The organism is Sandarakinorhabdus glacialis (assembly GCF_014643455.1).
Classification (GTDB): Bacteria; Pseudomonadota; Alphaproteobacteria; order Sphingomonadales; family Sphingomonadaceae; genus Sandarakinorhabdus; species Sandarakinorhabdus glacialis.
Map to the genome: position 1 here is coordinate 215,995 of NZ_BMJM01000001.1, position 21,661 is coordinate 237,655.

Consider the following 21,661-nt stretch of genomic DNA (forward strand, 5'->3'; position numbering starts at 1 on the left):
CGGCAATCGGCATGATGCGGCACGGTGGGGGCGGCCGGCGTCAAGCAATGATGGATGGGGTTATTTGGTTTTCGTTAGTGTTGTTTTTTAGAGGGTGCAGAGTGTTTTAAACATGCTGCTTGATATGTTTCATTGCCGCATCTATCGGCATTGTTACTGACATTCACCGGTTATTCACCGCCGTGCGACCAGTTATACCTGCCAAAGAGGTGCCGTGTAGCGTCCGATGATGAATCGTCTTCCCTTGATCATGTTAGCGGCGCTGATTGTCGCCGCACCGGTTTCGGCCGGGGTGGAAAACCAGGTTCGCGAACTGGTCCTGGCGGGCGAGATATTGCCCTTCGAAGCCATTCGCGATCGCGTCGTATCACAGGTTCGCGGCGATTACATCGGGGTCGAGTTCGATGCCGGAACCCGGACCTACCGTTTTCGTTTTCTGGCAAGCGGAACAGTCATTAATGTCGACGTGGACGCCCGAACAGGGCTAAGGACCCGTAAGACCAACAATTATTAAGGTTTCTTGATGCGCGTGCTGGTTGTCGAAGACGAACCTAACCTGTTGCGCCAGCTCAAGGCGGCCCTCGAGGGCGCGGGTTATGCGGTCGATACGGCGGCGGACGGGGAAGATGGCCAGTATCTCGGCAGCACGGAAAATTACGATGCGGTGGTGCTCGATCTCGGCTTGCCCGAAGTCGACGGGCTAACGGTGCTCGACCGCTGGCGCAAGGCTGGCAAGATCATGCCGGTGCTGGTGCTGACGGCGCGCGACAGCTGGTCCGACAAGGTGGCGGGGCTCGATGCGGGCGCCGACGACTATCTCGCCAAGCCGTTCCAGACCGAGGAACTGATCGCGCGGTTGCGGGCGCTGATTCGGCGGGCAGCGGGGCAGGCGACGTCGGAGCTGGTGGCGGGCGGGGTGCGGCTCGATTCGCGGTCGGGGCGGGTGACGCTCGACGGCGAGCCGGTGAAGCTGACGGCGCAGGAGTTCAAGCTGCTCAGTTACCTGATGCATCACAAGGGCAAGGTCGTCAGCCGGACCGAGTTGATCGAGCATATCTATGACCAGGATTTCGATCGCGATTCGAATACCATCGAGGTGTTTATCACGCGGATCCGCAAGAAGCTGGGGCCTGACCTGATCAGCACGACGCGCGGCCTTGGCTACAGTCTCAACGATATCAGCTGAACCGGCCGCAAGGTCGGGAGCGGCGGGCCCCGCCGCGGGGCCGGCGGCTGCGGGAGTAAATCTCGTCGCGCCGCCGCGTCGGCGGTCGCGGTTGTCGGGGTCGCTGCGGCTGCGAATGATCGCACTGGCGGCGGCTTGGATCATTCCGCTGCTGGTGCTGGGCGGGCTGGCGCTCGACCGGGTGCTGGTGGGGACTCTTACGCGAAATTTCGACAGCCAGCTCGATTTCGTGCTTACGGCGATGGTGAGCACTGCCGATCTGGATGAGGTCGGCGAGGTGCGTTTTTTGCGACCTTTGGGCGACCAGCGGTTTTTCGAGCCATATTCGGGGCTGTACTGGCAGGTTTCCGCCAGCGGACAGGACTTTTTCCGGTCGCGGTCGTTGTGGGACCGGGTGCTCGGGCCGGCGCCGCAGGGTGAGTGCCTCGAGCCGTGCCGCTATGCCGCGACGCAGTTCACCGGGGAGCCGCTCAGGGTGGTCGGCCGCGATGTGCAGTTGCCGGGGGCAACGACGCGGTTTTATTTCCAGGTGGCGCAGTCGACGCGTGATCTCGATGCGCAGGTGCGGTTGCTGCGGGCGATATTGCTGTGGTCGCTGGGGGTGCTGGGGCTCGGGCTGCTGGCGCTGGCGGCGCTGCAATCGACCTATGGCCTGTCGCCGTTGGCGCGGGTGAGCCGGGGGATTGCCGACATCAGGTCGGGCGAGGCCAGGCGGGTCGACGACAATTTCCCGATCGAGATTGCGCCTTTGGTCGGCGAGATCAACGAGTTGCTCGAGCATAACGAAAAACAGGGGGAGGCGGCGCGGCGTCATGCCGGCAACCTGGCGCATGCGCTGAAGACGCCGATGAGCGTGCTGATCGGCGAGAGCGAGGGGCGCGACGATCCGCTGGCGCAGACGGTGATGGCGCAGGTGCAGGTGATGCGGCGGCATGTCGACCACCAGCTGGCGCGAGCGCGGGCGACCGGGCAGCGCGGTGGTGCCTCGACGGCGCGCGCCGATGTATGGCCGACGCTGGAGGCGATCATCCGCACGGTGGGGCGGATTCATTCGGACCGCGGGGTGACGATCGATCTTGCCGGCGACAGGCGGAAGGTGTTTCGCGGCGAGCGCCAGGATCTCGATGAAATGGTCGGCAACTTGATCGACAATGCGGCGCTGCATGGCGGCGGACGGGTGTTCGTCAGCATCGGCGGCGGGCCGGGGCAGGTCGAGATCATGATCGAGGATGACGGGCGGGGGATTGCGCCGGTCGACCGCGCGCGGTTGTTTGCGCGGGGGGAACGGCTCGATACCGACAAGCCGGGGACCGGGTTGGGGCTGGCGATCGCGCGGGATGTTGCGGAGATTTATGGGGGGTGGGTGGTGCTTGATGAGTCGGACGATCTGGGGGGGTTACTGGTAAGGTTGATCTTGCCAGCTGTGGATGGGTGAGGATCTAGCTGGCGAGATTTCGCGACCCCCACCCGCTCGCCTTAGGGTCGAGTCGCCTCCCCCCTGAGGGGGAGGTAAAGAACATCAGGTGTTTGCGGCGACTTGGTGGTGGCGGATGACTTCGTCGATGATGAAGCGGAGGAACTTTTCGCTGAATTCGGGGTCGAGCTTGGCGGTGGCGGCGAGGGCGCGGAGGCGGGCGACCTGTTCGGTCTCGCGGCCGGGGTCGGCTGGCGGCAGCCCCGCGGTGGCCTTGTAGCGGCCGACGGCCTGGGTGACCTTGAAGCGTTCGGCGAGCAGGAAGACCAGCGCCGCGTCGATATTGTCGATGCTGTCGCGGTAGCCGGCTAGAATCTCGTCGGACACATGCTGCTCCCAAGATGTGTTGTGATCATTCGGCCACCTTTGCGGCTGAATCGCGCGGTGGCAAGCTGCGGGGTTGCGCGGGGCCCAACAGCGGTTAAGGACTGTCGCGTGTCCTCGAACGTCCATCCCCTGCGGCCGCGTGCCCAGCCATCGATCGCCGGACTGCTGGCGTTGACGGCGCCGGGGCTGACCGCGGTCAACCATGTCATTATCGACCGGATGCAATCGCGGGTGGCGCTGATCCCCGAACTGGCGGGGCATTTGATTGCCGGCGGCGGCAAAAGGCTGCGGCCGATGCTGACTTTGGGGTGTGCGGCGTTGCTCGAATATGCGGGTACGCGGCATCATAAATTGGCGGCGGCGGTGGAGTTTATTCACACAGCGACCCTGCTGCACGACGATGTCGTCGATGCTTCAGGGTTGCGGCGCGGCAAGGCGACGGCCAATCGGTTGTGGGGCAATCCGGCAAGCGTGCTGGTCGGCGATTTCCTGTTCAGCCGGTCGTTCGAGCTGATGGTCGAGGATGGCTCGCTCAAGGTCCTGAAGATATTGAGCCATGCGTCGGCGGTGATTGCCGAGGGAGAGGTGGCGCAGTTGACGGCGCAGCGCGATGTCGAGACGACCGAGGACCGGTACCTCGAGATCATCACGGCCAAGACCGCTGCATTGTTTTCGGCAGCGTGCCAGATTGCGGCGATCGTGGCGGAGCGCGATGCCGCGGTCGAGGCGGCGCTCGAGGCCTATGGGCGAAACCTGGGGATTGCGTTCCAGCTTGTGGACGACGCGATCGATTATGTTTCGGACGCCGATACGATGGGCAAGGATGCGGGGGATGATTTCCGCGATGGCAAGATCACGCTGCCGGTGATTTTGGCGTATGCGCGCGGCAGTGATGAGGAACGCGAGTTCTGGCAGCAGGCGATGAGCGGGCGGGCGGCGGGCGAGGCCGAATTGGCGCGGGCCGGCGGGCTGCTACGGACGACGAATGCGGTGGCGGATACGCTGGCGCGGGCGCGGCATTATGGGGCGCGGGCGATCGATGCGCTGGCGGGGTTCCCGAATGGGCCGGCGAAGACGGCGCTGACGGAGACGGTCGAGTTTGCGATTGCGCGGGCTTACTGACGCTGCAGAGCAAGTAATTTCGGTTGTGGTTTGATCTTTGTCGGCTATCCCTCGCGTGAAGCGTGGGGGTCCTTTTGATGTCTGATCTGATTTTTCCGACGATTGTCGTTGTCGTCGTCCTGGTGATCTTGTCGGCAGCGGTTGGAAAAAACCGTGACTGGATGAAGACCATCCGCGCCAAGCCGATGATGACGCCGCGGGAAGTCGCGTTCTTCAATTTGCTCAAGGGCGTGGCAGCGCCGTTGCACGTTTGTCCGCAGGTTGCGATGGGTGCGATCCTAGCGGTTGCCAAGGGCGGTGAAGGCAAGCAGCGGCACGCGACGCGCAACCGCTTTGCCCAGAAGATGATCGATTTCGTGCTGATCGACGATAGCGGCGCGGTGCGGTTGATCATCGAGCTTGATGACCGGACACATGGCGCGGCGAAGGATGCGAGCCGCGATGCGATGACGGCGCGCGGAGGATATCAGACGCTGCGGGTGCGCGGCGGCGATGCACGCACCGCGCAGGCCTTGCGGGCGAGAATATCCGAGAGTGTTACCTTCGCTGTCGCAGGCTGACGCAGAACGGACGGACAATCTTCGGGTCAAGTGTTCAGGTGGGTTGGGGGTCGCTGGTTTCGTAGAGTTGCAGGTGTCGGTCGGTGATTTGGAGGTCGGTCCAGTTGGCGCGCCAGGCGGCGATGTGGTCGGAGCGGAAATGGGCGTCGAGGTGGTCGCGGCTTTCCCATAGCTCGTTGATGCGGATGAGGCCGGGATCGAGCACGTCCTGGGCGTAGCTGTATTCGCGGCAGCCGGGTTCGGCGCGGCTGGCTTCGATCATGGTGCGCATGACCGCAAGGGCATTGGCAACGCGATGGGCGGGTAGGCGGATGGTGCCGGTGATGAGCAGCATGGGATCTGGACCTGTCGGGGGCGGGGAACGCAATGGGGGAGACTCGATCGGACTTGAACATCGCGGCGCGATGGGCGATGGACGCACCATGCTAGCCCGTCTTTACCAGCGTACCAAAAGTTCGATGCAGTCCGGCCGGGCGCGGACCGGGCAATGGCTGCTCGAAGTCGAGCGGGACGAGCCGCAGCGCGCCGATCCGTTGACCGGATGGTCGGGTTCGGGCGCGACGCAGACCCAGGTGCAATTGCAGTTTTCGACGCGCGAGGCGGCGCTGGAATATGCCGCCGGGCACGGATTGACCGTCGAGATCGTGCCGCTGGGGACGCGGACGCTCAAGCTGCAGGCTTATGCGGACAATTTCCGGTAAAAGCTGTTTCGGCGAGGTCGCGGCGCCGGGCGTTATGGACGTCGTGATAGCAAGCGTGCCGCGAATCCCGTGTCGTCGTGCCGGGAAAGTCGAGAAGGATTGGCGATGAGTAACGGGTCTGGGACGAACGGATCTGCACGCACGAACCTGCCGCCGCTGACCCTGCATGTGCCCGAGCCCAAGTTTCGGCCGGGCGACGCCGTCGATTTTGCCGAAGTCGATGTGCCGGCGGCGGGATCGGTGCGGCGGCCCGATACAGCGGAAGCGGCGTCGGGATTCACCGATCTTGTCTATACGCTGATCCGGGTCCTGGATGACGATGGCAAGGCGGTCGGGCCGTGGAACCCGCGCCTGTCGCCCGATGTGGTGCGCCGGATGCTGCGCAGCATGGCGTTGCTGCGGGCCTTCGATGACCGGATGTTTCGCGCGCAGCGGCAGGGCAAGACCAGTTTTTACATGAAGGCGCTGGGCGAGGAAGCGGTCGCGGTGGCGGCGGCGTATGCGCTCGACCATGACGACATGTGTTTCCCGTCTTACCGCCAGCAGGGGCTGCTCATTGCGCGGGGCTGGAGCCTTGTCGACATGATGAACCAGATTTATTCGAACCGCGGCGACCGGCTGCAGGGCAAGCAATTGCCGATCATGTATTCGGTCAAGGATGCGGGGTTTTTCTCGATCTCGGGCAATCTGACGACGCAATATCCGCAGGCGGTGGGCTGGGCGATGGCGTCGGCGGCGAAGGGCGACACGCGCATCGCGGCGGCGTGGTGCGGTGAGGGATCGACGGCGGAGGGCGACTTCCATGCGGCGTGCACCTTTGCCAGCGTCTATCGGGCGCCGGTGATCCTCAACATCGTCAACAATCAATGGGCGATCAGCAGTTTTTCGGGATTTGCCGGGGCCGAGGCGACGACGTTTGCGGCGCGGGCGGTGGGCTATGGCATCGCTGGGCTGCGGGTCGATGGCAATGACGCGCTGGCGGTTTATGCGGCGACGGAATGGGCGGCGGAACGCGCGCGGACCAACCAGGGATCGACGCTGATAGAGCATTTCACCTATCGCGCCGAGGGCCATTCGACGTCGGATGATCCGGGGCAGTATCGGTCTGAGGGCGAGCCCAATGCCTGGCCGCTGGGGGATCCGATCCGGCGGTTGAAGGAGCATCTGATCGCCATCGGCGAATGGGACGAGGAGCGGCACGCGGCGCAGGACAAGGAAGTCGCCGAGGAGGTCAAGGCGGCACAGAAGGAAGCCGAAAAGAACGGCATCCTGGGGCATGGCCTGCACCAGCCGCTCGATACCTTGTTCGACGGGGTGTTCGAGGAGATGCCGTGGCATTTGCGCGAGCAGCAGGCGCAGATGCTGGCGGAAGAGACAGCGTCCGGGCGACCATGGGACAAGAAATGAGCGAGATTTTGCCAGAGACTGCAGAGGCTGGCGCAGAAGCCACCTCGTCGCGGATGAACATGATCCAGGCGATCAATTCGGCGCTCGATATCATGATGGATCGTGACCCCAACGTCATCGTCATGGGCGAGGACGTGGGATATTTTGGCGGGGTGTTCCGCGCCACCGCGGGCCTGCAGGCCAAGCACGGCAAGACGCGGGTGTTCGACACGCCGATCACCGAATGCGGGATCATCGGGGTCGCGGTCGGCATGGGGGCGTATGGCTTGCGGCCGGTGCCCGAGATCCAGTTTGCCGATTACATCTATCCGGCGCTCGACCAGTTGGTGTCGGAGGCGGCGCGGCTGCGGTATCGGTCGGCGGGCGAGTTCACCTCGCCGATCACGGTGCGGTCGCCGTTCGGCGGCGGGATTTTCGGCGGGCAGACGCACAGCCAGTCGCCAGAGGGCATCTTTACCCATGTGTCGGGCATCAAGACGGTGATTCCGTCGACGCCTTACGACGCCAAGGGCCTGTTGATCGCGGCGATCGAGGACAATGACCCGGTGCTGTTTTTCGAGCCCAAGCGGATTTATAACGGGCCGTTCGATGGCTATTGGGACCGGCCGACGCAGAATTGGTCGAAGCATCCGGCGGGTGACGTCCCGACCGGCTATTACCGGATCGAGCTCGGCAAGGCGAAGGTCGTGCGGGCTGGCGGGGCGCTGACGATCCTGGCCTATGGCACGATGGTGCATGTCTGCACGGCAGTCGTCGCGGCGGCGGGGGTCGATGCCGAGATCATCGATTTGCGGACGCTGATCCCGCTCGATATCGAGACGATCGAGGCTTCGGTGAAAAAGACCGGGCGCTGCATGATCGTCCATGAGGCGACGCGGACCGGCGGGTTCGGCGCGGAGCTGTCGGCGCTGGTGCAGGAACGGTGTTTCTATCACCTGGAAGCGCCGATCGAGCGGGTGACGGGGTTCGACACGCCGTATCCGCACAGCCTGGAATGGGCATATTTTCCGGGACCGGTGCGGATTACCGAGGCCCTCAAGAAGATCATGAAGGACGCATAATGGCCCGCTTTACCTTCAAGCTACCCGATATCGGCGAAGGCATCTCCGAGGCCGAGGTGGCGGCGTGGCATGTCGCGGTGGGGGACCGGGTCGAGGAGGACCAGCCGATTGCCGACATGATGACCGACAAGGCGACGGTGGTGATGGAATCGCCGGTTTCGGGGGTTGTCGTCGAACTGGCGGGAGTGGTTGGGGACCAGGTTTCGATCGGTGCGGCGCTGGTGGTGTTCGAGACCGATGCTGTTGTCACCGAGGACGAGGTGACGGCGGCAGCGCTTGAGGTGGTGGCGCAGCCACTGTCGGCGGCGCAGGTCGAGACGGCCGAGCAGTATGAGGCGGAGAATCCGGGGGTCGAGCAGGTTGTGATGTCTGCGGAGCCGGAGCCGGTGGCGGCGGTTGCGCCGGTTGAGGTGGCTCCGGTGGCCAAGGCCGCGCATGCGTTGGCGTCGCCGGCGGTGCGGGCGCGGGCGCGGGATCTGGGGATCGACCTGTCGCTGGTGAAGTCCGAGACCGACCTGGTGCGGCATGCCGATCTCGATGCGTATCTGCGATACGGGTCGGGGCAGGGGTATGGCGCCGGGCCGAAGCGGGCGCGGGCCGACGAGGCGATCAGGGTCATCGGCATGCGGCGGCGAATCGCCGAGAACATGGCGGCGTCGAAGCGGTCGATTCCGCATTTTACCTATGTCGACGAGATCGACGTGACGGCTCTGGAGGCGATGCGCGCCGATCTGAACGACAATCGCGGCGAGCGGCCCAAGCTGACGATGTTGCCATTGCTGATCGCGGCGATCTGCAAGACGATCCCGGATTTTCCGATGCTCAACGCGCGGTATGACGACCAGGCCGGGGTGGTGACGCGGTTCGGCGCCATTCATTTGGGCATGGCGACGCAAACCGATGCGGGGTTGATGGTGCCGGTCATTCGCGATGCGCAGGACCGCAATGTCTGGCAGCTGGCGACCGAAATCGGCCGGTTGGCGGAAGCGGCGCGGACCGGGACAGCGACTTCGGCGGAGCTGTCGGGATCGACGCTGACGGTGACGTCGCTGGGGCCTTTGGGCGGAATCGCGACGACGCCGGTGATCAATCGGCCGGAAGTGGCGATCATCGGGCCGAACAAGATCGTCGAGCGGCCGGTGTTTGCGAAGAATGCGCACGGTGTAAAGGAAATCCGCAAGGCGAAGTTGATGAACCTGTCGATCAGCTGCGATCACCGAGTTGTCGACGGCTGGGATGCGGCGAGCTTCGTGCAGGGGCTGAAGCGGTATCTCGAGACGCCGGTGCTGCTGTTCGCCGGATGACTGCCGCCGGGGCAGTTCGGTAATAACGGTCTTCCGTCGCGATTGTCCTGCTTGTGGGCCGCGGCCGGAACCCGGCTATTCGACCGTGACGCTTTTGGCGAGATTGCGGGGTTGGTCGACATCGGTGCCCTTGGCGAGGGCGACGTGATAGGCGAGCAACTGGACCGGGATCGCCGTTATCAACGGGCTGATGAACGGGTCGACGCTTGGCATCTCGATGGTGGCGGCGGTGCCGGCGCCGTGTTCGGCAAGGCCGGCGGCGTCTGACAGGAGATAGACCAGCCCGCCGCGGGCCATGACTTCCTGCATGTTCGAGACGGTCTTTTCGAAGCGCGGTCCGGACGGGGCGATGACGATGACGGGGACGTTCTCGTCGATCAGCGCGATGGGGCCGTGCTTGAGTTCGCCGGCGGCATAGCCTTCGGCGTGGATGTAGCTGATTTCCTTGAGCTTGAGCGCGCCTTCGAGCGCCATCGGATAGTCGGGGCCGCGGCCGATGTAGAGGATGTCGCGGGCCTTGCTGAGCGGCAGCGCGAGGGCGTGGATGGATTCCTCGGTCTTGAGGGCCTCGTTCATCGCGGCAGGAATTTCGGTGAGCAGGTGGACGAGACGGGCTTCCTCGACGGGCGTAACGCGGCCCTTGGCCTTGCCGAGGGCGATGGCAAAGGCGGCGAGGACGGCCAGCTGGCAGGTGAAGGCCTTGGTGCTGGCGACGCCGATTTCGGGGCCGGCGTGGGTGGGGAGGAGCAGGTCGGCTTCGCGCGCCATGGTCGATGACGCGACGTTGACGACGGCGGCGATGTGCTGGCCGCCGGCCTTGGCGTGGCGTAGCGCGGCGAGAGTGTCGGCGGTCTCGCCCGATTGCGAGATGAACAGGGCAAGGCCGCCGGGTTCATAGACCGGGTCGCGGTAGCGGAATTCGGAGGCGTTTTCGATCTGGACGGGGATACGGGCAAGGCTTTCGAGCCAGTAGGTGGCGACCTGGCCGGCGAGCAGCGCGGTGCCGCAGGCGACGATCTGGACGCGCTTGACGCCGGCGAGGTCGAAGGGGAGCGGCGGCAGGCTGATGGTTTCGGCGAGCGGATCGACATAGGCGCCAAGCGTCTGGGCGACGACGATCGGTTGCTCGTAGATCTCCTTTTCCATGAAGTGGCGGTGGTTGCCCTTTTCGATGACCGCGGCGGACGCCGACGAGGTGATGACCTGGCGGGCGACGGGGGCGTCGTTTTCGTCGAAGACCTGCGCGCTGTCGCGAGTCATCCGGACCCAGTCGCCTTCCTCAAGATAGGCGATGCGATTGGTGAACGGCGCAAGGCCGAGGGCGTCGGAGCCGAGGAACATCTCGCCGTCGCCGTAGCCGAGGACAAGGGGCGAGCCGCGGCGGGCGCCGTACATGAGGTCGGGGTGTTCGCGAAAGATGATGGCAAAGCTGAAGGCGCCGTTGAGGCGTTTCAGCGTGCTCGATACGGCGTCGTCGGGGGAAGCGCCTGCGGCAAGTGCCATGGTGATGAGGTGGGCGACGACTTCGCTGTCGGTGTCGGAAGTCAGCGTGCGGCCGGCGGCGAGGACTTCGGCGCGCAGCGGCTTGAAGTTTTCGATGATGCCGTTGTGGACGAGGGCGACTGCCTCGGTGGCATGGGGATGGGCGTTGTCGGTGGTGGGGGCGCCGTGGGTGGCCCAGCGCGTGTGGGCGATGCCGGAGGTGCCGGGCAGCGGATCGGCGGCGAGGACGGCGAGGAGATTGTCGAGCTTGCCGGCGGCGCGGCGGCGTTCGATGTGGCCGCGGTGGATGGTGGCGATGCCCGACGAGTCATATCCGCGATATTCGAGACGGCGCAGGCCCTCGACGAGGCGGCCGGTTACGGGGTTGGCGGAAAGGATGCCGATGATGCCGCACATTGGGGTCAGGCTTTCTTGCGGGCGAGTGAGGCGGCGCGGAAGCGCGTGGCCCAACCGGATTTGCTGGTTTGGGGCGGGCGAACGAGGGCGAGGGCGTCGGGTTCGACGTCGGCGGTGATGGTGCTGCCGGCGGCGACGATGGCGCCGGCACCGATGCTGACAGGGGCGACGAGGGCCGAGTTGGAGCCGATGAAGGCGCCGTCGCCGATGACGGTCCGGTATTTGAAGAAGCCGTCGTAATTGCAGGTGATGGTGCCGGCGCCGATGTTGGCGCGGGCACCGACGCTGGCATCGCCGATATAGGAGAGGTGGTTGGCCTTGGCGCCCGGGCCGAAGACGGCCTTCTTGGTTTCGACGAAATTGCCGATCTTGGCGCCGGCGCCGAGGATTGTGCCGGGGCGAAGGCGGGCGAAGGGGCCCACGTCGCAGTTTTCGCCGATGATGGCGCCTTCGATATGGCTGTGGGCGCGGATGGTCGTGCCGCTGGCGATGGTGACGCCGGGGCCGAAGACGGTGAAAGGCTCGATGGTGACGTCCTGGGCGATTTCCGTGTCATGGGCGAAGAAGACGCTGGACGGATCGATGAGGGTGACGCCGGCGGCCATGGCGGCGGTGCGGCGGTGCGATTGCCATTGGGCCTCGAGGGCGGCGAGTTCGGCGCGGCTGTTGACGCCTGCTACCTCGTCGGCGGCGGTTTCGATGATGCGGGCGGTGCGGCCGTCGGCGATGAGCAGCCCGATGATGTCGGGGAGGTAGTATTCGCCGGCGGCGTTGGCGTTGCCGACACGCGCGAGCAGCGGCCAGAGATCGGCGGCGCGGACCGCCATCAGCCCCGAATTGCACAGGGTTTCGGCGCGCTCGGCGGGGGTGGTGTCCTTGAATTCGACCATTTTCACGATGGTGTCGCCGGCCGCGATGATGCGGCCATAGGCGCCGGGATCGGCCGGGCGGAAGCCGAGGACGACTGCTGCAGGGGCGGCTGCGGTGTCGCCGGTCAGGGCGGACTGGAGGCGCTTCATGGTGGCGGCGGTGACCAGCGGCGCGTCGCCGTAGAGGATGAGGATGTCGCCGTCGAAGCCGGCGAGGGCGTCCTTGGCCTGGAGGACGGCGTGGCCGGTGCCGAGTTGCGGCGACTGCACGGCGACGGCGACGCCATGGGAAGCGACGGCAGCTTCGACCTGTTCGCGCGCCGATCCGACGACGACGACCTGTTGCTGCGGCGACAGCGATGCGAGGCTGTCCAATAAATGCAACACCATTGGTTTACCTGCGATCGGATGCAGAACCTTGTGCAGCGCCGATTTCATTCTTGTGCCTTGCCCGGCGGCGAGGATGATGGCGGCCAGAGGGCGGGTTTTGGGGCGGGGGCTGGTCACCGGATGCTGCTGCCATATCGGGCTTGCCTTGGGAAGCATTGCAAACGCATGGGGGAGTCGTGAATTTGTTGCCAGCCACTGTCGTCTTCGATCTCGATGGGACGCTTGTCGATACGGCGCCCGATCTTTGCGCGGCGCTCAACCATGCGCTCGGGGTGCTGGGGCGGCGCGGCGTGCCGGCCGAGGACGTCCGGCACATGGTCGGGCATGGCGCGCGCAAGTTGCTCGAGCGCGGGCTGGCGGCGACCGGCGAGATGACGCCCGAGCTGGTCGAGGCCGGGGTGGCGCCGTTCCTCGCGTTTTATGCGGCGAATATCGCGGTGGAGTCGCGGCCGTATGACGGGGTCGAGGCGGCCATGGACGCGCTGGCGGCGGCGGGGGTGAGGCTGGCGATCTGCACCAACAAGCCGGCGGCGTTGTCGGCGAAGCTGGTCGAGGCGCTGGGCTGGACCGGGCGTTTTGCCGCCAATCTGGGGTATGATTCGGTGCCGAGCCCGAAGCCGGATGCAGAGCATCTGTTCGCGACGATCGCGGCGGCGGGCGGCGACCGGGCGACGACGATGTTCGTCGGCGATTCGATCACCGATACGACGACGGCGCGGGCGGCGGGGATCCCGGTGGTGGCGGTCAGTTTCGGCTTTTCCGACCGGCCGGTCGAACAGCTGGGCGCCGATGCGATCATCGATCATTATGATGCGCTGGTTCCGGCGCTACGACGTTTGGGCGCGCGATGACCTTCGCCGCGATGCCGCTGGTGTTGCTGGCGACGGCCTTGCTGGCGGCTTTCATCGGTTATGCCCTGGGGCATCGCAAGGTGATTGCCGAGACGGCGCTGCCCGAGCCGATGCCGGCCGACGCGCCGCTGCCGACCGAGCCGGCGGCGGACCGGATCAGCGTCGAGGCGCTGGCCGATCCGGCGTTGATCGTTGCGGGTGATGTCGCGGTGGCGGCCAATGCGGCGGCGCGGCGGCTGTTCGGCGACCGGGTGGCGGGCAGCGACATGCGGATGACGGTGCGGCATCCGGTGGTGCTCGATGCGCTCGGCGAGGTGCGCAGCCATGGGCTGAGCCTCGAGCGCGAGATTACCGGGCTGGGCAGCGGCAACAGCATCTGGCGGATGCGTGCCGGCCATGGCGGCGTCGAAGGGGGCGACGCCGCACCGATGCTGGTGGTGTTCGACGACATCACGCAGACCCGGCTGACCGAGCGGATGCGGGTCGATTTTGTCGCCAATGCCAGTCACGAACTGCGCACGCCGCTGGCGACGCTGACCGGCTTCATCGAGACGCTGCAGGGCCCGGCGGCGGAGGACGAGCCGGCGCGGCGGCGCTTCCTCGATATCATGGCGCGCGAGGCGAGCCGGATGTCGCGGTTGATCGACGATTTGCTGTCGCTGTCGCGGATCGAACTCGACAAGCATGTGCGGCCGGTGGCGGTGCTCGATCTGAACGGGGTGATCGGCGATGTCGGCAAGACGCTGGCGATGCGGCTGGAGGCCGATGAGCGGATGCTGATCATCGAGGAGGCGACACCGTTGCCGCCGGTGATCGGCGACCGCGACCAGGTCCTGCAGGTGCTCCACAACCTGATTTCGAATGCGCTGAAATACGGGCGTAGCGGGACGCCGATCACCGTGACGGCGAAGGGTGAACCGGCTGGGGGAGGGGCGCTGGCGGTGGTGCGGCTCTGCGTCAGCGATGTCAGCGAGGGCATTCCCGTCGAGCATCTGCCGCGGTTGACCGAGCGGTTTTACCGGGTCGATTCGCTGCGCTCGCGGCGGATGGGGGGGACGGGGCTGGGGCTGGCGATCGTCAAGCATATCGTCGAGCGTCATCGCGGCCGGCTCGAGATCGAAAGCCGGCCCGGCGAGGGGACGAAAGTGTCGTTCACGCTGCCCCAGGCAAAAAGTGCGGCTTGAAGATGGCCTTTGGCAGCCGCTGTCATCGATCTGTAACAACGTTGTCATAAAGGCCACATCAGGCGGCGCTACCGCAAGGCATGCGTTCATCTTTTTTCAACCGTCGGCCGCGAACATGTCGCGAGCCTGGCGCGAACGCTTTGGCGGCTCGGTGAGCGGTCCTGGGCGGCAATCGGAGGGACGGGGCTTGGCAGGCAGGGCGTGTTGGGCGGGCACGCTGATGTTGCTCGGCACAGGCTTGCTCGCCGGGTGCAGCGGCGGCGGCGCGCGGACGCAGATCCGCATCGTCGGGTCGTCGACGGTCTATCCGTTTACCACCGCGGTCGCCGAGCAATTCAAGCGGGCGTATCCGCAGTTTTCTGCGCCGATCGTTGAATCGACCGGGACCGGCGGCGGTATCAAGCTGTTGTGCGCCGGCGTCGGGCAGCAGTTTCCCGATATCGCCAATGCGTCGCGGCGGATCAAGAAGGGCGAAATCGAGGATTGCGCCAAGCATGGCGTCGACGGGATCATCGAGATCCAGGTCGGGCTCGATGGGCTGGTGGTGGCGCAATCGCGCAAGGGGGCGTTCACGGGCGTGTCGGAGCGCGACATCTATCGGGCGCTGGCCGCCGATCCGTTCGGACGCGGGGCGAACACGGCACGGCTGTGGTCAGATGTGAATCCGGCGCTCCCGGCGACGCGGATCGAAGTCATCGGGCCGCCGCCCACGTCGGGGACGCGCGACAGTTTCAACGAGCTTTACATGACCAAGGGCTGCGAGACCGAGCCTAGCATGGCGGCGCTGAAGAAGAGCGACGAAGACAAGTTCAAGTCGATCTGCACCAAGGTGCGCGAGGACGGGCCGTTCGTCGAAGGCGGCGAGAACGATAATCTGATCGTGCAGAAGATTTCGGCCAATCCCAATGCGATCGGGGTGTTCGGGTTTTCGTTCCTCGAGGAGAACCTCGACAAGATCAGGGATGTGCCGCTGAACGGCGTCGAGGCGACGTACGAGAATATCTCGTCGTTCAAATATCCGGCGTCGCGGGCGATGTATATCTATGTGAAGGCGCAGCATGTGAAGGCGGTGCGCGGGATGCACGAATTCCTGATCGAATATAGCAAGGAATCGACCTGGGGGCGGGGCGGATATCTGTCGCGGCGCGGGCTGGTGGCGTCGCCCGATGCCGACCGGGCACGGTATGCGGCGGTGGCGCGCGACCTGACCCTGCTTGATCCGGCCGTGCTGTGAGCCTGTCGTTGATCCTGGTCGTCGTGCTGGCGCTCGGCGCGATGGCGTATTGGCTGGGCCGGTCGCGCGGCGCGGCGATGGTCGTGGCCGGCGGGCATCGCATCGGCGCGGTGCATTCGTTGCCGGGCTATCACGGCGCCTGGGTGGCGTTGCTGGCGCTGGCGCCGGCGCTGGTGGTGCTGGCGGGCTGGGCAATCGTTGGCGAGGGCGTGGTGACAGGGCAGGTGCTTGCCGCCGTTCCGCAAGATGTGCGGCCGGTGACGCCGCTCGACACGTCGGCGTTCATGAACGAAGTGCGCGGGCTGGCGGCGGGTGACATCGCCGCGGCGTTCAACCCGGCGGCGGAGGCGGTCGCGCCGCAGTACCGGGCCATTCGCGGCAATTATAATTTGATGGTCGGGGCACTGGCGCTGGCGTTGTTCGCGATCGGCGGGCTGTGGGCGTTCTCGCAGGTGCGGCCCGATTTCAGGGCGCGTAACCGGGTCGAGCGGGTGGTCAAATGGGGGCTGGTGCTGGCATCGGTGGTGGCGATCCTGACGACCTTCGGCATCGTCATGTCGCTGATCTTCGAATCGATCCGCTTCTTCCAGATGGTGTCGCCGGTGGAATTCCTGTTCGGCACCAAATGGTCGCCGCAGACTGCCATTCGTGCCGACCAGGTCGGGTCTTCGGGGGCGTTCGGCGCCGTGCCGCTGTTCTGGGGGACGATCTTTATCGGCGCGATCATTGCGATGATCGTGGCGATTCCGCTGGGGCTGATGGCGGCGATCTACATGACGCAGTACGCCGATGCGCGCGTTCGTAGGGTGGTCAAGCCGATGCTCGAGCTGCTCGCCGGGGTGCCGACGGTGGTGTATGGCTTCTTCGCTGCGCTGACGGTGGCGCCGGCGGTGCGTAATTTCGCCGTGTCGATCGGGATTGCCGACGCTTCGGCCGAGAGTGCGCTGGCGGCCGGGCTGGTGATGGGCATCATGATCATCCCATTCGTGTCGTCGATGGCCGATGACGCGTTGACGGCGGTGCCGCAGGCGATGCGCGACGGCAGCCTGGCGATGGGGGCGACCAAGTCCGAGACGGTCAAGAAGGTGCTGGTGCCGGCGGCGTTGCCGGGGATCGTCGGTGGCGTGCTGCTGGCGGTAAGCCGGGCGATCGGCGAGACGATGATCGTCGTCATGGCGGCGGGGCTGGCGGCGAACCTGACGCTCAACCCGTTCAGCAGCGTGACAACGGTGACGGCGCAGATCGTCGCGCTGCTGACCGGCGACCAGGAATTCGACAGTCCCAAGACCTTGTCCGCATTCGCGCTCGGGCTGGTGCTGTTTGTCATCACGCTGCTGCTCAACATCTATGCGTTGGCGGTGGTGAAGAAATACCGCGAGGCCTATGAGTGATGGCGAGCGTGATTATTCCCGAGAACGAGGCGGTGGCGGTGAAACTGCCGACCGATTGGGCTTCGCCGCTGATGCGCGGGCGCGTCGCGGCGCGGTACCGGGCGGAGCGGCTGTTCAAGCTGCTTGGGCTGGCGGCGCTGTCGCTGGCGGGGCTGTTCCTGGCGTTCCTGCTGTTCACCATCGTGCGGGATGGCTGGACGGGTTTCAAGCACACAGAAGTGCGGATTTCGGTCAGTTACGACCCGGCGTTGCTGGGAGTCGATCCGGCGGCGGCGACGGGGCCGGGCGGGCTCGAGGCGATCCGGCGCGGTGATTATATCGGGTTGATGCAGCGCGCGGCGGCACAACTTGGACCCGCGGCGAACGTGGTCAGCGATGGTGCGTGGCTCGATTTGCGGCAGATGGTCGAGGCGAACCCGGCCGTGCTGGGGACGACGCAGACGGTGTGGGTGCCGGTGCGGAGCAGCATCGACCTGCTGGCGAAGGGCAAGTTCGACCTGAAGGAGCCCGAGATTTCGCGCGGTGTCAGCAATGATGACGTGGCGTCGTACAATCTGCTCGAGACGCGCGGGCTGCTGAAGACCAGCTTCAACACCATTTTCACGGGGGCGGCGGATTCGACCGACCCCGAGCTTGCCGGGGTCTGGGGCGCGGCGCTGGGGACGTTCATGACGTTGCTGGTGACGATCGCCCTGGCGTTTCCAGTCGGCGTGCTGGCGGCGATCTGGCTCGAGGAGTTCGCCGCCAAGAACCGCTGGACCGACCTGATCGAGGTCAGCATCAACAATCTCGCGGCGGTGCCGTCGATCATCTTCGGCCTGCTTGGGCTGGCGGTGTTCCTGAATTTCTTCAACATGCCGCGCTCGGCGCCGCTGGTCGGTGGGCTGACCTTGGCGTTGATGACGCTGCCGGTGGTGGTGATCACGGCGCGAGTGGCGATCAAGTCGGTACCGCCGTCGATCCGCGATGCGGCGCTGGGCATCGGGGCCTCGCCGATGCAGGTGGTGTTCCAGCATGTGCTGCCGCTGGCGATGCCGGGTATCATGACGGGGACGATCATCGGCATGGCGCGCGCGCTTGGCGAGACGGCGCCGCTGCTGCTGATCGGCATGCGGGCGTTCGTGACCGATACGCCGCAGGGCTTTGCCTCGCCGGCGACGGTGTTGCCGGTGCAGGTGTTCCTGTGGTCCGACGACGTCCAGCGCGGGTTCATCGAAAAGACGTCGGCGGCGATCATCGTGCTGCTGGTCATGCTGTTGTTGATGAACAGCGCGGCGATCTATCTTCGCAACAAGTTCGAGAGGCGCTGGTGACCGACATTCCTGCACGTCAAGCCGACGGCAATTCGGCCCCGATGGCGCACAATGTGCCCGTCGCCGCCGGCCGCGCTGCCGAGGCCGTCACCACCAAGATGACGGCGCGCGACGTCAACGTGTTCTATGGCGCCAAGCAGGCGCTGAAGAACGTGTCGATCGACGTTAGCCGCGAGAATGTTACGGCTTTCATCGGGCCGTCGGGGTGCGGGAAATCGACGTTCCTGCGCTGCTTCAACCGGATGAACGATACCGTCGATTCGGCGCAGGTCAGCGGGCGCATCCAGCTCGATGGCAAGGACATCTACAGCCCCGACATGGACGTGGTGCAGCTGCGCGCGCGGGTCGGCATGGTGTTCCAGAAACCCAACCCGTTTCCCAAGTCGATCTATGAGAACATCGCCTACGGGCCGCGCATTCATGGCTTGGCGCGCGCCAAGCCCGATCTCGACATCATCGTCGAGAGCAGCCTGCGCCGTGCCGGCCTTTGGGACGAGGCCAAGGACCGGTTGAACGAGAGCGGCACCGCGATGTCGGGCGGCCAGCAGCAGCGGCTGTGCATCGCGCGGGCGATCGCGGTCGATCCCGAAGTGATCCTGATGGACGAGCCGTGTTCGGCGCTCGATCCGATCGCGACGGCGAAGATCGAGGAGCTGATCGACGAGCTGCGCGGCAAATATGCCATCGTCATCGTGACGCACAATATGCAGCAGGCGGCGCGGGTGAGCCAGAAGACGGCGTTCTTCCACCTTGGCTCGATGGTCGAATATGGCGACACCTCGATGATTTTCACCAATCCCGTCCAGACCCGGACCAAGGATTACATCACCGGCCGCTACGGCTGAGGACACCAGATATGGCAGACACCACCGCTCACACCGTCAAGTCCTTCGACGAGGATATCGCCCAGCTGCGGTCGATTATCACGCGCATGGGCGGGCTTTGCGAAGTGCAGATCGCCGGCGCCGTCGATGCGCTGGTCAGCCGGAATGTCGATGCGGCGATGCGGGTGGTCGAGGCCGATGCGCGGATCGACCTGCTCGAGGCCGAGGCCGAGGCGCTGGCGGTGCGGATCATCGCGCTGCGGGCACCATTGGCGGGGGACCTGCGCGAGATTGTCGCCGCGCTGAAGATCGCCGGCGTGCTCGAGCGGATCGGCGACTATGCCAAGAATATCGCCAAGCGCGCCTCGGCGCTGGCGATGGCACCGCCGATCGAGCCGGTGATCATCGTGCCGGAGATGGCGCGGGCGGTGATCGGCATGATCAAGGACGTGCTCGATGCATTCGTCGACCGCGATGTCCAACTGGCCAAGGCGGTTTGCGATCGCGACCAGCGGGTCGATGATCTGTACAACAGCCTGTTCCGGTCGTTGCTGACCTTCATGATGGAAAACCCGCACTACATCACGCCGTCGACGCATTTGTTGTTCGTTGCCAAGAATTTGGAGCGGATTGGCGATCATGCGACCTCGGTTGGCGAGATGGTGCATTTCGCGGTGACGGGCATCCATATCGTCGACCGGCCCAAGACCGACGACACTTCGACCTATTCGAATACGCCGCTGGTTCCGCCAGTCGCCTGAGTTTTTGCCGACGGAGACTTATCGATGCGTCCCAAGATCCTGCTTGTCGAAGACGACGCCAATCTGGTCGAACTGGTCAGCTATAACCTCGAGAAAGAGGGCTTCGACGTCATCCGCACCGATGATGGCGAGGAGGCGCTGGTGCTGGCGCTCGAGGAAAAGCCCGACCTGGTGATCCTCGACTGGATGATCGCCAATCTGTCGGGGATCGAGGTCTGCCGGCGGCTGCGGCGGGCACCGGCGACGGCGAATTTGCCGATCGTCATGCTGACGGCGCGCGCCGAGGAAGCCGACCGGATCCGCGGGCTCGAGACCGGTGCCGATGACTATGTGACCAAGCCGTTTTCGCCGCGTGAGCTGATCGCCCGGGTGCGCGCCGTGCTGCGCCGCCTGCGGCCGGCGCTGTCGGGGGGCAACCTCGACTATGCCGGGATCATGATGGACACGTCGGCGCACAAGGTCACCCGCGAGGGCAAGTCGGTCCAGCTCGGGCCGACGGAGTTCCGGCTGCTGCGGCATTTCCTCGAGCATCCGGGCCGGGTGTTCAGCCGCGAGCAACTGCTCGATGCGGTTTGGGGGCGCGACGTCTATGTCGAGCAGCGGACGGTCGACGTGCATATCCGGCGGCTGCGCAAGGCGGTCAATGCATCGACGGGCACTGCCGAGCTGCCCGACGTGATCCGGACGGTGCGGTCGGCGGGCTATGCGCTCGATGTCGAGCTGGTTTGACAGCACCTCGGCTGATTCAGGGTCTTTGCGTTTGGCCTCCGCTCGGTTAGAGGGCTCCGACAGTATCTGGGGCAGGCTTTTACCATGACTCTTCGTTTCGATGATCGCGTTGCAATCGTTACCGGTGCCGGCGGCGGCCTGGGCCGGGCCTATGCGCTCGACCTGGCGTCGCGCGGTGCCAAGGTGGTGGTCAACGACCTTGGCGGTGCGCGTGACGGCAGCGGCAGCTCGCTGTCGGCGGCGCAGTCGGTCGTCGACGAGATCATCGCCGCGGGCGGCGAGGCGATGGCCAATGGCGCCAGCGTCACCGACGAGGCCGCGGTCGCCAAGATGGTGGCGTTCGTCAAGGAGCGTTGGGGCCGGATCGACATTTTGATCAACAATGCCGGCATCTTGCGCGACAAGACCTTCGTCAAGATGACGCATGACGACTTCCGCCAAGTAGTCGATGTGCATCTGATGGGCAGCGTCATCTGTACCAAGGCAGTGTGGGAGATCATGCGCCAGCAGGCCTATGGCCGGGTGCTGATGACAACGTCGTCGACGGGGCTTTACGGCAATTTCGGGCAGGCGAACTATGGCGCTGCCAAGATGGGTCTGGTCGGCTTGATGAAGACGCTGTCGATCGAGGGGGCGAAATACAACATCAAGGTCAACACCATCGCGCCATTGGCGGCGACGCGGATGACCGAGGATCTGATGCCGCCCGAGCTGCTGTCGCGGATGGGGCCGGAGACGGTGGTGCCGGCTGCGGTGTTCCTGGTTTCGGACGATGCGCCGAGCAATGCCTGCATCAATGCCGGCGGCGGTGGTTTCGAGCGGTCGTATGTGACGCTGACGCAGGGCATCCATGTGGCGCCTGAGGACATGACCGCCGAGACGATCGCGGCGCGGTTCGAGGAAATCAGCGACCGGACGGGCGAGCTGGTGCCGGATACCGGTGGGGCACAGGGCGCGGTCGCGTTGAGCGGCGCCAAATAAGCACGGATTTCGGGTTTGAATTGAGGGGCTTGCGGGGAACCGTGGGCCCCTTTTTCGCGCGAATAAAATGGCGTCGTGGGGTTCTTGATATTT

General features: G+C 65.3%; 22 protein-coding genes. 18 read left to right on the top strand and 4 right to left on the bottom strand.

Translation table 11 applies throughout. The features are described 5' to 3' along the window. The first annotated feature begins 226 nt into the window (after window positions 1–226). The 3 genes from IEW98_RS01130 to IEW98_RS01140 all read left to right on the top strand — a co-directional run bounded on the left by IEW98_RS01130 (window position 227) and on the right by IEW98_RS01140 (window position 2,621). Window positions 227–514, top strand: coding sequence for a PepSY domain-containing protein (locus IEW98_RS01130; protein WP_188761086.1), 288 nt, complete (start codon window positions 227–229; stop codon window positions 512–514). Window positions 515–523: 9 nt separating this feature from the next. Next, complete coding sequence (locus IEW98_RS01135; RefSeq protein WP_188761087.1) at window positions 524–1,186, top strand: response regulator transcription factor; 663 nt, start codon at window positions 524–526, stop codon at window positions 1,184–1,186. Between the two features lie 115 nt (window positions 1,187–1,301). Beyond that, window positions 1,302–2,621, top strand: coding sequence for a sensor histidine kinase (locus tag IEW98_RS01140; RefSeq protein ID WP_188761088.1), 1,320 nt, complete (start codon window positions 1,302–1,304; stop codon window positions 2,619–2,621). A gap of 84 nt (window positions 2,622–2,705) precedes the next feature. On the opposite strand, the gene IEW98_RS01145 is transcribed toward IEW98_RS01140, so the two are convergent. Continuing rightward, a complete protein-coding gene (locus IEW98_RS01145) occupies window positions 2,706–2,987 on the bottom strand; it encodes a chorismate mutase (RefSeq protein ID WP_188761089.1) in 282 nt (93 codons plus the stop codon). A 108-nt stretch (window positions 2,988–3,095) separates the two neighbouring features. Between IEW98_RS01145 and IEW98_RS01150 the strand changes: the two genes are divergently transcribed. Then, window positions 3,096–4,109: a polyprenyl synthetase family protein gene (locus IEW98_RS01150; RefSeq protein WP_243450492.1), complete on the top strand. Its 1,014-nt coding sequence runs from the start codon at window positions 3,096–3,098 to the stop codon at window positions 4,107–4,109. Window positions 4,110–4,186: 77 nt separating this feature from the next. Continuing rightward, window positions 4,187–4,669, top strand: a complete 483-nt coding sequence (locus IEW98_RS01155) for a DUF2726 domain-containing protein (protein WP_188761091.1) — start codon at window positions 4,187–4,189, stop codon at window positions 4,667–4,669. Between the two features lie 34 nt (window positions 4,670–4,703). Here the strand turns inward: IEW98_RS01155 and IEW98_RS01160 are convergent, their stop codons facing one another. Then, complete coding sequence (locus IEW98_RS01160) at window positions 4,704–5,003, bottom strand: putative quinol monooxygenase (RefSeq protein WP_188761092.1); 300 nt, start codon at window positions 5,001–5,003, stop codon at window positions 4,704–4,706. Between the two features lie 88 nt (window positions 5,004–5,091). On the opposite strand from IEW98_RS01160, the gene IEW98_RS01165 reads away from it, so the two are divergent. The 4 genes from IEW98_RS01165 (at window position 5,092) to IEW98_RS01180 (ending at window position 9,142) form a co-directional block, all read left to right on the top strand. Beyond that, window positions 5,092–5,370, top strand: a complete 279-nt coding sequence (locus tag IEW98_RS01165; RefSeq protein WP_188761093.1) for an NADH dehydrogenase ubiquinone Fe-S protein 4 — start codon at window positions 5,092–5,094, stop codon at window positions 5,368–5,370. Window positions 5,371–5,475: 105 nt separating this feature from the next. Beyond that, on the top strand, window positions 5,476–6,777 hold the full coding sequence (locus IEW98_RS01170; RefSeq protein ID WP_188761094.1) for a 3-methyl-2-oxobutanoate dehydrogenase (2-methylpropanoyl-transferring) subunit alpha: 1,302 nt from the start codon (window positions 5,476–5,478) through the stop codon (window positions 6,775–6,777). A 53-nt stretch (window positions 6,778–6,830) separates the two neighbouring features. Beyond that, on the top strand, window positions 6,831–7,838 hold the full coding sequence (locus tag IEW98_RS01175) for an alpha-ketoacid dehydrogenase subunit beta (protein WP_188761427.1): 1,008 nt from the start codon (window positions 6,831–6,833) through the stop codon (window positions 7,836–7,838). Then, window positions 7,838–9,142, top strand: coding sequence for a dihydrolipoamide acetyltransferase family protein (locus IEW98_RS01180; RefSeq protein WP_188761095.1), 1,305 nt, complete (start codon window positions 7,838–7,840; stop codon window positions 9,140–9,142). Before IEW98_RS01175 ends, IEW98_RS01180 begins: the two co-directional genes overlap by 1 nt. Before the next feature lie 75 nt (window positions 9,143–9,217). Here IEW98_RS01180 and glmS read toward each other — a convergent pair whose 3' ends face one another. Both glmS and glmU read right to left on the bottom strand, forming a co-directional pair. Further along, window positions 9,218–11,041 (bottom strand): glutamine--fructose-6-phosphate transaminase (isomerizing), encoded by a 1,824-nt coding sequence (gene glmS, locus IEW98_RS01185; protein ID WP_188761096.1) that lies wholly within the window; start codon window positions 11,039–11,041, stop codon window positions 9,218–9,220. Window positions 11,042–11,046: 5 nt separating this feature from the next. Continuing rightward, entirely contained in the window at window positions 11,047–12,456 is a 1,410-nt protein-coding gene (gene glmU / locus IEW98_RS01190) for a bifunctional UDP-N-acetylglucosamine diphosphorylase/glucosamine-1-phosphate N-acetyltransferase GlmU (protein ID WP_188761097.1), read from the bottom strand. A 20-nt stretch (window positions 12,457–12,476) separates the two neighbouring features. On the opposite strand from glmU, the gene gph reads away from it, so the two are divergent. The 9 genes from gph to IEW98_RS01235 all read left to right on the top strand — a co-directional run bounded on the left by gph (window position 12,477) and on the right by IEW98_RS01235 (window position 21,568). Further along, window positions 12,477–13,151: a phosphoglycolate phosphatase gene (gene gph / locus IEW98_RS01195; protein ID WP_243450493.1), complete on the top strand. Its 675-nt coding sequence runs from the start codon at window positions 12,477–12,479 to the stop codon at window positions 13,149–13,151. Then, window positions 13,148–14,335 (top strand): sensor histidine kinase, encoded by a 1,188-nt coding sequence (locus IEW98_RS01200; protein WP_188761098.1) that lies wholly within the window; start codon window positions 13,148–13,150, stop codon window positions 14,333–14,335. The genes gph and IEW98_RS01200 overlap by 4 nt, the downstream gene beginning before the upstream one ends. Before the next feature lie 220 nt (window positions 14,336–14,555). Then, on the top strand, window positions 14,556–15,569 hold the full coding sequence (locus tag IEW98_RS01205; RefSeq protein WP_188761099.1) for a substrate-binding domain-containing protein: 1,014 nt from the start codon (window positions 14,556–14,558) through the stop codon (window positions 15,567–15,569). Beyond that, the gene (gene pstC, locus IEW98_RS01210; protein ID WP_188761100.1) at window positions 15,566–16,960 is read left to right on the top strand and encodes a phosphate ABC transporter permease subunit PstC; all 1,395 of its coding nucleotides are present in this window, start codon (window positions 15,566–15,568) and stop codon (window positions 16,958–16,960) included. Before IEW98_RS01205 ends, pstC begins: the two co-directional genes overlap by 4 nt. Then, a complete protein-coding gene (gene pstA, locus IEW98_RS01215) occupies window positions 16,960–18,273 on the top strand; it encodes a phosphate ABC transporter permease PstA (protein WP_188761101.1) in 1,314 nt (437 codons plus the stop codon). The genes pstC and pstA overlap by 1 nt, the downstream gene beginning before the upstream one ends. 41 nt (window positions 18,274–18,314) lie before the next feature. Then, window positions 18,315–19,118, top strand: a complete 804-nt coding sequence (gene pstB / locus IEW98_RS01220) for a phosphate ABC transporter ATP-binding protein PstB (RefSeq protein WP_188761429.1) — start codon at window positions 18,315–18,317, stop codon at window positions 19,116–19,118. 11 nt (window positions 19,119–19,129) lie between these two features. Continuing rightward, entirely contained in the window at window positions 19,130–19,858 is a 729-nt protein-coding gene (phoU, locus tag IEW98_RS01225) for a phosphate signaling complex protein PhoU (RefSeq protein WP_188761102.1), read from the top strand. A 24-nt stretch (window positions 19,859–19,882) separates the two neighbouring features. Then, a complete protein-coding gene (gene phoB, locus IEW98_RS01230; RefSeq protein WP_188761103.1) occupies window positions 19,883–20,587 on the top strand; it encodes a phosphate regulon transcriptional regulator PhoB in 705 nt (234 codons plus the stop codon). Between the two features lie 84 nt (window positions 20,588–20,671). After that, the gene (locus IEW98_RS01235; RefSeq protein WP_188761104.1) at window positions 20,672–21,568 is read left to right on the top strand and encodes an SDR family oxidoreductase; all 897 of its coding nucleotides are present in this window, start codon (window positions 20,672–20,674) and stop codon (window positions 21,566–21,568) included. Window positions 21,569–21,661 lie beyond the last annotated feature (93 nt).

What these genes read in the sequence shown, in the direction of transcription:
- IEW98_RS01170 (WP_188761094.1), top strand. Translation starts at nt 5,476, where the DNA reads ATGAGTAACGGGTCTGGGACGAACGGATCTGCACGCACGAACCTGCCG.
- IEW98_RS01140 (WP_188761088.1), top strand. Translation starts at nt 1,302, where the DNA reads ATGATCGCACTGGCGGCGGCTTGGATCATTCCGCTGCTGGTGCTGGGC.
- IEW98_RS01165 (WP_188761093.1), top strand. Translation starts at nt 5,092, where the DNA reads ATGCTAGCCCGTCTTTACCAGCGTACCAAAAGTTCGATGCAGTCCGGC.
- phoU (WP_188761102.1), top strand. Translation starts at nt 19,130, where the DNA reads ATGGCAGACACCACCGCTCACACCGTCAAGTCCTTCGACGAGGATATC.
- IEW98_RS01235 (WP_188761104.1), top strand. Translation starts at nt 20,672, where the DNA reads ATGACTCTTCGTTTCGATGATCGCGTTGCAATCGTTACCGGTGCCGGC.
- IEW98_RS01205 (WP_188761099.1), top strand. Translation starts at nt 14,556, where the DNA reads ATGTTGCTCGGCACAGGCTTGCTCGCCGGGTGCAGCGGCGGCGGCGCG.
- pstB (WP_188761429.1), top strand. Translation starts at nt 18,315, where the DNA reads ATGGCGCACAATGTGCCCGTCGCCGCCGGCCGCGCTGCCGAGGCCGTC.
- IEW98_RS01160 (WP_188761092.1), bottom strand. Translation starts at nt 5,003, where the DNA reads ATGCTGCTCATCACCGGCACCATCCGCCTACCCGCCCATCGCGTTGCC.
- pstA (WP_188761101.1), top strand. Translation starts at nt 16,960, where the DNA reads ATGGCGAGCGTGATTATTCCCGAGAACGAGGCGGTGGCGGTGAAACTG.
- glmU (WP_188761097.1), bottom strand. Translation starts at nt 12,456, where the DNA reads ATGCTTCCCAAGGCAAGCCCGATATGGCAGCAGCATCCGGTGACCAGC.
- glmS (WP_188761096.1), bottom strand. Translation starts at nt 11,041, where the DNA reads ATGTGCGGCATCATCGGCATCCTTTCCGCCAACCCCGTAACCGGCCGC.
- IEW98_RS01180 (WP_188761095.1), top strand. Translation starts at nt 7,838, where the DNA reads ATGGCCCGCTTTACCTTCAAGCTACCCGATATCGGCGAAGGCATCTCC.
- IEW98_RS01200 (WP_188761098.1), top strand. Translation starts at nt 13,148, where the DNA reads ATGACCTTCGCCGCGATGCCGCTGGTGTTGCTGGCGACGGCCTTGCTG.
- IEW98_RS01135 (WP_188761087.1), top strand. Translation starts at nt 524, where the DNA reads ATGCGCGTGCTGGTTGTCGAAGACGAACCTAACCTGTTGCGCCAGCTC.
- IEW98_RS01130 (WP_188761086.1), top strand. Translation starts at nt 227, where the DNA reads ATGATGAATCGTCTTCCCTTGATCATGTTAGCGGCGCTGATTGTCGCC.
- IEW98_RS01175 (WP_188761427.1), top strand. Translation starts at nt 6,831, where the DNA reads ATGAACATGATCCAGGCGATCAATTCGGCGCTCGATATCATGATGGAT.
- IEW98_RS01155 (WP_188761091.1), top strand. Translation starts at nt 4,187, where the DNA reads ATGTCTGATCTGATTTTTCCGACGATTGTCGTTGTCGTCGTCCTGGTG.
- phoB (WP_188761103.1), top strand. Translation starts at nt 19,883, where the DNA reads ATGCGTCCCAAGATCCTGCTTGTCGAAGACGACGCCAATCTGGTCGAA.